At 48.1% G+C, this 7,174-nt stretch carries 9 protein-coding genes; all 9 read left to right on the top strand.

The features are described from left to right. Positions 1 to 113 precede the first annotated feature (113 nt). The 9 genes from ACOTX7_RS20680 (at position 114) to ACOTX7_RS20640 (ending at position 6,918) form a co-directional block, all read left to right on the top strand. Positions 114 to 1,685 (top strand): colicin-like bacteriocin tRNase domain-containing protein, encoded by a 1,572-nt coding sequence (locus ACOTX7_RS20680; RefSeq protein ID WP_221813552.1) that lies wholly within the window; start codon positions 114 to 116, stop codon positions 1,683 to 1,685. Between the two features lie 9 nt (positions 1,686 to 1,694). Next, positions 1,695 to 1,949, top strand: coding sequence for a colicin E3-like toxin immunity protein (locus tag ACOTX7_RS20675; RefSeq protein ID WP_023315840.1), 255 nt, complete (start codon positions 1,695 to 1,697; stop codon positions 1,947 to 1,949). Positions 1,950 to 2,205: 256 nt separating this feature from the next. After that, the gene (locus tag ACOTX7_RS20670) at positions 2,206 to 2,406 is read left to right on the top strand and encodes a hypothetical protein (protein ID WP_045351060.1); all 201 of its coding nucleotides are present in this window, start codon (positions 2,206 to 2,208) and stop codon (positions 2,404 to 2,406) included. Beyond that, positions 2,397 to 2,765, top strand: a complete 369-nt coding sequence (locus tag ACOTX7_RS20665; protein WP_199130024.1) for a RusA family crossover junction endodeoxyribonuclease — start codon at positions 2,397 to 2,399, stop codon at positions 2,763 to 2,765. Before ACOTX7_RS20670 ends, ACOTX7_RS20665 begins: the two co-directional genes overlap by 10 nt. Next, positions 2,765 to 3,784, top strand: coding sequence for a DUF968 domain-containing protein (locus ACOTX7_RS20660; protein WP_109885659.1), 1,020 nt, complete (start codon positions 2,765 to 2,767; stop codon positions 3,782 to 3,784). Before ACOTX7_RS20665 ends, ACOTX7_RS20660 begins: the two co-directional genes overlap by 1 nt. Positions 3,785 to 3,796: 12 nt before the next feature. Then, the gene (locus tag ACOTX7_RS20655; RefSeq protein WP_058663377.1) at positions 3,797 to 4,402 is read left to right on the top strand and encodes a hypothetical protein; all 606 of its coding nucleotides are present in this window, start codon (positions 3,797 to 3,799) and stop codon (positions 4,400 to 4,402) included. Positions 4,403 to 5,630: 1,228 nt separating this feature from the next. Further along, the gene (locus tag ACOTX7_RS20650) at positions 5,631 to 5,846 is read left to right on the top strand and encodes a class II holin family protein (RefSeq protein ID WP_023292747.1); all 216 of its coding nucleotides are present in this window, start codon (positions 5,631 to 5,633) and stop codon (positions 5,844 to 5,846) included. After that, positions 5,846 to 6,382, top strand: coding sequence for a lysozyme (locus tag ACOTX7_RS20645; protein ID WP_045351064.1), 537 nt, complete (start codon positions 5,846 to 5,848; stop codon positions 6,380 to 6,382). Before ACOTX7_RS20650 ends, ACOTX7_RS20645 begins: the two co-directional genes overlap by 1 nt. Further along, positions 6,379 to 6,918 (top strand): hypothetical protein, encoded by a 540-nt coding sequence (locus ACOTX7_RS20640; RefSeq protein ID WP_221813651.1) that lies wholly within the window; start codon positions 6,379 to 6,381, stop codon positions 6,916 to 6,918. The genes ACOTX7_RS20645 and ACOTX7_RS20640 overlap by 4 nt, the downstream gene beginning before the upstream one ends. Positions 6,919 to 7,174 lie beyond the last annotated feature (256 nt).

The following is a 7,174-nucleotide window of genomic DNA, read 5'->3' as shown; positions in this document are numbered from 1 at the left end:
TCTGGCGATTAAATACACCATTATCATGCCTTCAGCCACCACAACAAGGGAAGACCCATTTATGTACAGTTTATTGATGTTATTTATTGATTTTAAAGTCAAAGAGGAATTTTATGCCTAACGAAGATACTATTAATGTTGATGGTAGTTCTGGCGGTAAAGATAGCGGCATTCATTGGGGTGGCGGCGGTAATGGAGGCGGTAACGGATCTAATTCATCCGGTGCAAACCTCTCTAGTACGCCCGAGGCGCAGAAACCTGCTGCATACGGTGTACCCGCTGTCATCGGCGTTTATGATGGTATGTGGGGTTTTACCTTGTTTACCAAAACGACGCTTCAGGAAGCCATGCAAGCTGCACTTACGCGCCTTGAGCAAGGTGCCGTCGCTGCAGCTCCGCTTGCCGGACGTCTCCTGGGAGCAACTATTGGTGCTCTGATTCCATCTGAGATCGCAAAAGATGATCCCCGTATGATGGCGACGGCTCATCTGGTTAACTCTTTGCCATTTGATAAAGTTTCGACCACTCCCCCCGCTGCATTACCGACTCAGAAAGCTACAGTTGTTCACACTCGAATTGCTGATATTGTTGATGAAGATGGTAAACAGCATATCGCTGTGGTCAAAAGTAAAAACATGCCGATGAGCGTTCCGGTTGTCGATGCGAAACCAACGAAACGCGCAGGGGTTTACACTGCTGGTGTAGTTCCGGGTAAACCAGATCTACACGTGAAAGTTGATACGGGGAAAGCACCGGCTGTATCACAATCAAAAGGTATTCAAAAAGAGCAGGGACAATCTCGTTTCCCGGGGTTCACTTCTGGCCAAAGCACTCACGAAGCCGTGGTTCGTTTCCCTGATGGCAAAAGCCCTCCTATTTATATTTCCGTGACGGAAGTGAGCACCCCTGATCAAGTTAAAAAGCGACAGGAGGAGGAGAAACGTCGTACGCTGGCTTGGGCTTTAAATAACCCGGTTGAGGCTGCAGCTAAAGAAGATAAAGACGCCGGAGATGAGTTGAGTCGTGCTCAAGGCGATATTGTAAAAGCTCAGGCGCGAATTAACAAAGCTGTTCAGGCGATCCCTCTGCGTAAGAGTGAACTCGACGAGTCTAATAAACGTGTAGAAAATGCAAAGAAGTTCGTTCAGGAAACTTTAAAATATGCTCATGACCAGAGTCATCCTGGCCATCGTGTATTCCAGCAAGCTGGTTACCAATTGGGGTTAGCCCAGGAGGATGCCAAAAAACGGCAAACAGCCTACGATGCATCCCTTAAAGAAAAAGTAGATGCTGAGAAAGCTCTGAGTGTTGCTGTCGAAAGCCGTAAGCAGAAGGAGCAAAAGAAAAAGGCTTCAGAGCAAAAACTGGCTGACGAAAAGAAAAAGCCGCGTAAAGGTGCAAAAGATTATGGCCATGATTATCATCCTGTTCCAAAAACTGATGAAATTAAGGGGTTAGGTGACCTGACCAAAGGTGCACCTAAAACACCTAAACAAAATGGTGGCGGTAAACGACCTCGCTGGTATGGTGATAAAAAGAGTAAAATTTACGAATGGGATTCCCAGCATGGGGAGCTTGAAGGTTATCGCGCTAGTGATGGTAGCCATCTGGGCGCGTTTGACCCTGCATCGGGTAAGCAGGTCAAAGGGCCAGATCCGAAGCGCAACATTAAAAAATATCTTTGAGAGGGATTTATGGGCTTAAAAATTCGCATTAGCTGGTTCGATAAGAAGACAGAAGATTTCAAGGGCGAAGAGGTATCTAAAGACTTTGGAGAGGATAGTTCAGTAATGGAGAGCCTCGGTCTTCCAATGAAGGACAACCTCAATAACGGTGAATTTGATATGGATAATGGGTGGGTGCCATTCTTGCAACCGCATTTCCAGAATCGAATTGATACCAGCAAGTTCAATTACTTTGTCGCCTTCGATTATCGTGACAAATGGTAATTTGTCACTGACTATGTAATGTTGAAACCGGGCTTAGGCTCGGTTTTTCTTTATATTGCTACAAATAAATAATGTATTCCTTTCTGTTTTCGTATCACTCTCAACTCTGTTAGACTTAATTCATAGGCCTGAACACCCTATACCTGCTGCGCCACTGGAGACAAACCATGGCGCAAGAAAAGATCAAAATTAATTCCTCACTGACCCTTATTAGGGCCAGCGATTTTCTTTTGCCTCTGCAACTGCAGGAGGTGGCATGAAGAAAAGCTGGTTCACTCACACCGGTCTGACAACCGAAGAAGCCAATGAGCTGGTGGCACGCTATAAGTCTAAAGGCGTTCAGGTCGAGAAAAGCCTTGATATTGACCCTCGACTTTGGATAGTCAGCGCATTACTACCTCAGCAAAAATCCTCAGCTAAGACGGCGCAAAGTATGCGTTCCCGGGCATGGGGGTGATCGTGACCGTCTACAACATCCTCCCGATGGGAAAGCCGCGCATGACGCGTGCAGATAAATGGAAGAAGCGCCCGGAAGTTATGCGTTATCGGGCTTTCTGCGACCATGTCCGGCTCCTGGGTGTCACTATGCCCGAATCTAATTCACACATTACCTTCATTCTTCCAATGCCAAAAAGCTGGAGTAAGAAGAAGCGCCAGCAGTTTGATGGTAAGCCACACCAGAGTAAACCTGACTTCGATAACCTGGTTAAAGCACTCTCCGATGCCATTTATGAAGATGACGCTCATATCTGGGATGCACGGATTACGAAGCTATGGGGTGAAGTCGGTCAGATAATTATCAGGAATATCGACTGATGCGCGCGCTCCTTCAACCTGTAATCGCCAGAGAGCTTGGTGTCGTGCTGTTAAAGCCCGGCAGCGAACTTATGAGCTTATTTGGTGGTGGTAGAGTGCTGATTGAGCGACAGCCAGATAGCATGGCTCATCTGGAAACGGGTCGCGTTCCTGATGCCCGCCAGCCTCTAGGTGATGATAAATCGCTACGCACTTTCTTTCTGAATGACAAAGTGATTCATGCCGCTGGCGGGATTAGTGGCCTGGATTACTGGTTGCTGCGATACGCTGGTGGACGGTGCCAGTACGAGCATAGTGATTACCACTATCACGAACTAACTATTATGCACCATGAGCCTGGCTCCATCCTGCTTTGTGGCTATTGCGATAACCACTTGCGAGAGCAGCGTACCGAAGCACTGGCAGAGTTGGCACGCAGAAATGTAATTGCCTTTGTTATGGATTCTGTCCGCATTCATCTTTGCCTGGACAAAAGCCGGGAGATCTCACTTGCAGAGCTCTGCTGGTGGGCTGTTCGTAAAGAAGTTACGGATGCACTTCCAGAATCATGCGTTCGTGAAGCTCTTCGTCTGCGTGAAGAAAGTCCAATTGGACGAGAAAGTGACATAATTCCCGAAGTACCGGCCACCAGCATCCTTGAGAAATTAGTGTCAGCCGTTGACCTGCCTGAAGCGCTGACAGAACCGCTGGTGGGCGTGATGGTGGATCCAGTTCCTCCTCAGTCTTTCATGCGTCGACCAAAGCGTCTGCGCTGGGAAAGTCGCGATTATCTGAATTGGGTGAAAACACAGCCCTGCGAATGCTGCCAGCAGCAATCAGACGACCCGCATCACTTAATCGGATGGGGGCAGGGTGGCATGGCAACAAAAGCTCACGACATCTTCACGATTCCACTTTGCCGAAAACATCATACCGAACTTCATAACGACCGCCTGGCATTCGAGCGCAAATATGGTTCGCAGCTGGAAATGATCATTAGAGTGCTGGACCGGGCCTACGCGCTCGGCGTTCTGGCGTAAGGAGCGAACAGGATGACACCACGTCAACGCCGTAATCATATTGAAGCGCTGGGTAAAGCAGCGAGTGCGCCGCGTAAAAGCTGGCTGGGTAAAAGCATGCTTCTTACAGGTATTCAGTCGGCATGGATTAAATCATTGCTGACAACATGGGGCGAGGGGGTAAGCGGTGGAACAGCCCCACGATTGCCTCGCGCTCATGCATGCTGGGATGTTCTTAAGGGCGGGCGATGGTCGGATAAGGCATTGTCTCGCTTTACAGCTGCACTGGAACAAGCTCGAGCAGAGGGATTCAGAGGGCCACAGGCGTTAAATCGTGCTCACGCCATTTTGTGGCCACAGCCCGCCACCAGCATCATTGATGAAGCTATACACGATGATGACGTTGATTTTGTCGAGCAGTCAGTGCTGCAGGCGCTTGATGTAAATGACCCGGTTTATATCGTCGGTCTGCAGTATTACACCACACGCAAAAAAATCTCAGACATTACGCGGGAACTACAGTCTATCGCACCTTGGCTAACGGATTGGGAGGCCAGAAAACGAGTTCGCTGGTGCCTAGAGATATTCAGGGCGAAGGTCTTTTTATCTACGCGGAAGCTCCTGGCTGAGCAGAACTGAATGATTGGGTTTTAACTTTTCGTGCTCTAATTCTATTTATATATTGAAAACGAGCCAGGAATTTAGATAATTCATTCATGCTTGGCAGAGCTGCGCCGCGATGGCAGCGAACTTAAGCGACAATTTGAATATAACAAAAGCCCCGCCGGTCGGGGCTTTTGTTTTACGGCGATACGACAGGGGTATTCGCGAAGGTGCATTCCACCAGTACCCCTGTCATATCGCCGAACTCACCAGACATATTCGACGTAAAAAAAATTTTAAGGGCCCGGTGTTGCAAGCTATGGTTTATCCCTTGTGTTGACAGTTTGTTGATCCAGTTTGAATTAAACTGCGTACAATAAATGTACAGGGAGAATCTATTGTTAAAGATACTCAAAACGCTGGCGTTGGTAATCTGTTTTGTGGTTAGCTGTGCAATGTACTTTCATCTCTATGTAGTGATGAATAAGGATTGTATTGGGAATACCACAGAAGAGGTGACCTATGGGCGTCTGGATGATTGCCCTGATACTGATTGCCAGCCTTATAGCTGGAGTTGTTATTTACATTGATGTTATCTCGGATTTCATTATCGATGCCAATTTCCTTCATCTCCCATAGATGTTTTTGCGTGAGCGCTGCTTTTCGCAAAATTGCTGTGTGAAAATACTGACCCTTGGGTTCAGCGCTCATCCAAAAGCATCTCGTCAAAATCCAACTAACCGGGGTGGTTTGTTGGATGAGGTGCCTCAAATTCAAATAGCCTCGCTTCGGCGAGGTTTTTTCATTTGTAAGACCTCCATCAGGTGGCGATGTCTAATCCCATTGACCGAAGGAATAAGTTCAGCGTAATTTATTTCTGTGGTGAATCCTTTCTAAGCGAAAGGGCGTTCCAGTCGACTGCTATCTGCAGGTATGCGCGCGGCTTTGCTAACTGGGGTAGAGTCACCGGGAGGCACCCGGCACCATGACAACAATAATACAAGCTTCAAATTCCTTGAGAGCCTGCCATAAAAAGCAGGCCTTTTTTTATGGTTTTGCAAACTGCTGCTACTCTTTGAGTTGTGGGAAGTAACTGAATGCCCTGTGGTTCTCCTGGACCGATAGTGAATCAGCCGATACAGCTTCACTCCTGAGCATAGGCCTTACTCACACCTACCTTACAAATAGTCAACTCATTAGCCCGCCTTCAAAAGCGGGCTTTTTTTATTCTCACGACAGCACCCGCATAGAGCGAGGTGAGAGCATGTATCGAATGGACAAAATAACTACTGGCATTTCCTACGGCGCATCGGGAGGTAGTGCCATTTACTGGTTTAGAAGACTTCTTGACGGTTACTCCCCAGAGCAGTGGGCGGCTATAGGTGTGATCGGTAGTTTACTGTTCGGCTTGCTCACCTTTCTCACCAACCTCTATTTCCAAATCAAAGCAGACCGTCGAAGAGCTGCGCGAGGTGAATGATGTCTAATAAATCAAAACTCAGCGCAGCAGTGCTGGCACTAATCGCATCAGGTGCATCTGCTCCACTCATTTTTGACCAGTTCATCAGCGAGAAAGAAGGCAATGCGCTGGTGGCCGTTGTTGATCCGGGTGGGGTCTGGTCTTTATGTCACGGCGTTACCTTTATCGATGGCAGACGTGTTGTTAGGGGCATGACAGCCACTGAGGAACAATGCCGGAAGGTTAACGCTATTGAACGCGATAAGGCATTAGCTTGGGTTGATCGCAATATCAAAGTGCCTCTGACAGAGCCGCAGAAGGTCGGTATAGCATCCTTCTGCCCGTACAACATTGGCCCGGGTAAATGTTTCCCTTCGACCTTCTATAAGCGCATTAACGCCGGAGATCGTAAAGGGGCATGTGAAGCAATACGCTGGTGGATTAAGGACGGTGGACGTGATTGTCGCCTAACTAAAGGCCAGAAGAATGGTTGTTATGGACAGGTAGAGCGGCGCGATCAGGAAAGCGCGCTAACTTGTTGGGAGTTAGGACAATGAAAATTAATCCTGGTCTGGTCGTCATTATCATTATTGCTGGCCTGTCACTTGCTCTCGTAAAGAGTTGTGCTGATGTCAAAAATATCAAGAGTGATAACGATGTGCTTCGCAGTGATAACACGCTACAGGGGCAAGTGATTGCCACTCAGGCTTTCAATTTCAGCCGATACAATCAGGTTGCAGAGCACGCCAACAGGCTTAATTCGCTGATTGATATCAGCACCGAAGAAACTGTAATCGAATACCGGGAGATTCTCCGCCGTGAAAAAACCTGTGATTTGCCTGTTCCTGCTGACATTGCTGGTGGGCTGCTCGAATACGCGCACAGTTTACGTGCCAGCGCCATGTACACCGATACCGGCAGACCTAACCAAGCCGATGATCGTACCGCTGCCGCCAGCTCAATGACCTATTGCCAGGCTGTCCTGTGGATTAAGCCGCTGCTGGCAGTTATTGAGAAAGGTAACAATAACTTTGCTGGTGTTCGTGAGATTGAGTTTCAGCGTCAATTCAGTTCACTGACCTGGAATCAATAATGCTGATTCTGTTTATCCTCCTAGCTATATGGCTCGATAGCTGCGGGGAAGAGGGCTGGCCCGATGTTAGCCCGTCTATTTCTCAGCTGGTGATCCTGAGAGAGCGTCTGGTGCATAGCAAGGGGCTATGTTGAGAAAAGAGCCGAGAGCATTACAGCAGGCATTCCTTGAGTACCTGCGATAATGCCTTACTCATCAGACATGCTTCACTCGCTTAGCACTCGAGGCAGCGCTTAATATCCGAAAAAATCAACTT

It is taken from the genome of Enterobacter cloacae complex sp. IR5418, assembly GCF_049238105.1.
Taxonomy (GTDB): domain Bacteria; phylum Pseudomonadota; class Gammaproteobacteria; order Enterobacterales; family Enterobacteriaceae; genus Enterobacter; species Enterobacter hormaechei.
Note: the sequence above shows the minus strand (reverse complement) of the source record. Positions and strands in the feature narration are given on the sequence as shown.